This is a genomic window from Chryseobacterium sp. 2TAF14 (assembly GCF_052115105.1).
Classification (GTDB): domain Bacteria; phylum Bacteroidota; class Bacteroidia; order Flavobacteriales; family Weeksellaceae; genus Chryseobacterium.
Map to the genome: position 1 here is coordinate 1 of NZ_JBFRGA010000249.1, position 3,192 is coordinate 3,192.

Sequence of the window (3,192 nt, forward strand, 5' to 3'; positions counted from 1 at the left end):
ATACAGAGCATCAGCATTTTACGGATGATGTCGCTTTAGCAACCGAAATTCGTTTTAAAAGAAATGTAAGTTCAGATCAGCTGCTTTCATTATGGGTTACCTTGGAGGAGTACGAGAAAACCAGTAAGAGATTTTATTGGTGGCGCAAACTGATATTTCCTTTCTTATATGGGGTAAGAGATAAGATTTTTTATACCTTATCGTATGAAGAAATGATCAGAATTGTTCAGTCAAAATACTATGGGATAAAAATTTCAGAGCTTACTATCAGAAAGCAGGAGCTTCAAAATACGTTACAGCATTTTTCCTTCCATGATAAAATGAAAGAATATACTGAAGGATCAATGCAACTGTTTAAAAACAAACTCTACCAAAAATATAAAGGACAGGAACGTTCAGAATACACAGAATGGGATCTTCGTTTTAAATCAGAAGAATTTATTAAAGATTATCCTGTAATTATGAGTACGACGTACTCTTTAAGAAGAAGCCTCGCTGAAAATGTAGTCTACGATTATGTGATTGTTGATGAATCTTCACAGGTGGATCTTGCAACGGGTGTACTGGCATTATCCTGCGCAAAACAGGCGGTCATTGTGGGAGATTTAAAACAGCTTCCCAATGTCGTGGATTCTGTAACAGCAGAAAATACGGATCAGATCTTTAAGAATTATGATATTCCGGAAGCTTATCGCTATTCTAATCATAGCCTGCTTTCGTCTGTAACAGAATTATTTCCGAATGTGCCTAAAACCCTGTTAAAAGAACATTACCGCTGCCATCCTAAAATAATAGATTTTTGTAACCGTAAATTTTATAATGATCAGTTGATCATCCTTTCGGAAGGACAGACAGAAAGAGAACCTTTATTAGTCTATAAAACAACTGAAGGTAACCATGCCCGCCAGAGAGAAAATCAGCGGCAGATTGATGTAATTATCAAGGAAATCATTCCACAGCAAAAGCTTGAGGGTGTCAATCTGGGAATTGTAACCCCTTACCGTAATCAGACCTTAGCTTTACAGAGAACATTTCAGGGAATAGATATCAAAGCTGATACGGTGGATAAATTTCAGGGAAGAGAAAATGACGTGATTATTCTCTCCACAGTAGACAATGAAATTTCAGAATTTACCGACAATCCCAACCGACTAAATGTAGCCATTTCTAGAGCCAAAGATCAGCTGATTTTGTTGGTAAATGGAAATGAAAATGATAATGACACGAATATCTCAGACCTGATCCGCTATATTGATTACAATAATTTTAAGGTAATAAACAGTGAAGTCCATTCTATTTTTGATTACCTGTACAAAGGATATGAAGAAAAAAGAAGAGCGCTTTTATCGGATCAAAAAAAGAAATCTGTTTTCGATAGCGAGAATCTTATGTATCTGTTAATTAAGGAAGTTTTATCAGATGATCAATTTTCAAAGTATGGCATTATTCTGCATTATCCATTGAGAAATTTACTATTAGATTTTTCCAGATTAAGTCCTGAAGAAGAAAAATATGCTAGACATCATGCCACACATCTTGATTTTCTTATCTATAATAAGCTGGGGAAAAATCCTGTTCTGGCTATAGAAGTTGACGGCTATGAATATCATAAACTAGAAAGCCGACAAGCCGAAAGAGATCGTATGAAAAATGAGGTTTTAGACAAGTATAAAGTTCCTTTGTTAAGATTTTCAACTACAGGTAGTGGTGAGAAGGAAAAGTTAATCAGTACGTTAAATCGATTATAAACAAAGACATTAACAACATCTCTAGTCAATTAGACTTTTACTCTAGCAGACGATCTAAATGATCTAAATCTTCTTCATCCAACCAATGGTTATCTGTTATTGTTACAACTCTTGTTGTACCATCCATATAAATAATATTTACTGAAAGTAATTTCATGGATTCAACGATGTCAGTAAGCCAAACATCATCAAATAACCAAGATCCTGTTGCTGAACTTTCGACCGGCCCAATTCCTTTTCTACTTACATTCTTACCCACTCTGTCATTTACTGCATTTTTTCCGTAGAAATTGAAAGTGATGTATTTAATTGTTTTTCGACTGAAATTCAATATTTTAAATTTTGCCCCTGTAAATGAATATTCTTCTGTCGGATGGGCAGCAAGGATGGCGATTCCATTTTTTTCTTTGCTGAAAACTTTATCAGAAGCTTCTTTTCTAAGCTGACGCATATAAGCTTCTGATAATCGCTTTGACCAAGAATCAATACTGTCGATCTCTGCTTGCGAAAAGTTTTTGAATTTATTTTTTAGATCTGATAGCTGTCTTCGCTTGCCACTGACAAAAAAAGCATTTTTATCGTCGACATCATCAACCATGTAATACTTTTTTCCGTCAAAATAAAAACCAATAATATCCTTTGTACTTGAATAGTTTTTGCACTCAGAAATCTCAGTGACAAAAAGCATATTTTGAGGTTCGTACTTCTTACTATAATCCCCACTTCCATAGCAAGAACTGCTCATGGATGGGTAGATAAGTGAATTCTTACTATACAAAATTACAGTTGAATCCATTTTAAGCTGACAAGAATAAAGATGCAAAAATAGAACTGCGCAGAACAGCAGTAATTGTTTCATGAGTTATAAGTTTTTCACAAAAATAAGGAAAAAATTAAAAAGATGTCCTTAATATAATCTACCAGCTGAAAGAGATTATCATATAATAATCAAGTAGGAACTTCATTTAAAACCAATTGGTATTTCTCCCTATTTTTTAGAAAATGATTTTTGATTTTAAGCACAAGTAGATTAGAGGTGTTTGGATTTAAAGAACAGGCTGCTAATTTCTGGTGATAAACATCTGACGTACAAATTACAATATTATTATCCTTATAAAATTCTAATCCATAAGAAGATATTCCAATGAAATCAGGTAGTGTTAATTTCATTAATCTTTTAACTTGATTTTCACTTGACCACCATGCAAACTGATCCATTTTAACATCAATAAGATAATCGTCAAAAGATTTCCCCGCTTCAGTTCCTAATCCGCTATTAGCCTAAAGAGTTGAAAATTTAATATTTTGTTTTTCTTCGTCTAATAATGGTTCCGTGATTGACACGTGAATTAATCCCACAAAAGGAAATCCATCTTCCGCAAGACCCAATACTTGTGTAACACCTAAAGAGTTTGCATTTCTAGCAGGGTTTTTCCTTGTAGGC

Annotated in this window: 3 protein-coding genes; 1 reads left to right on the forward strand and 2 read right to left on the reverse strand. The window is 33.9% G+C overall.

All coding sequences use genetic code 11. The features are described from left to right. Positions 1 to 1,748 (forward strand): AAA domain-containing protein (locus AB4Y90_RS16895; RefSeq protein ID WP_441558734.1); only part of this gene is annotated, 1,748 nt, incomplete at its 5' end. A gap of 37 nt (positions 1,749 to 1,785) precedes the next feature. Here AB4Y90_RS16895 and AB4Y90_RS16900 read toward each other — a convergent pair. Together AB4Y90_RS16900 and AB4Y90_RS16905 are read right to left on the reverse strand one after the other, a co-directional pair. Next, positions 1,786 to 2,493, reverse strand: coding sequence for a hypothetical protein (locus AB4Y90_RS16900; RefSeq protein ID WP_441558735.1), 708 nt, complete (start codon positions 2,491 to 2,493; stop codon positions 1,786 to 1,788). Between the two features lie 203 nt (positions 2,494 to 2,696). Continuing rightward, complete coding sequence (locus AB4Y90_RS16905) at positions 2,697 to 2,966, reverse strand: hypothetical protein (RefSeq protein WP_441558736.1); 270 nt, start codon at positions 2,964 to 2,966, stop codon at positions 2,697 to 2,699. Positions 2,967 to 3,192 lie beyond the last annotated feature (226 nt).

Bases quoted from the DNA above. Each gene is read 5' to 3' on its own strand.
- AB4Y90_RS16900 (WP_441558735.1), bottom strand. From the start codon at position 2,493: ATGAGCAGTTCTTGCTATGGAAGTGGGGATTATAGTAAGAAGTACGAA.
- AB4Y90_RS16905 (WP_441558736.1), bottom strand. From the start codon at position 2,966: ATGGATCAGTTTGCATGGTGGTCAAGTGAAAATCAAGTTAAAAGATTA.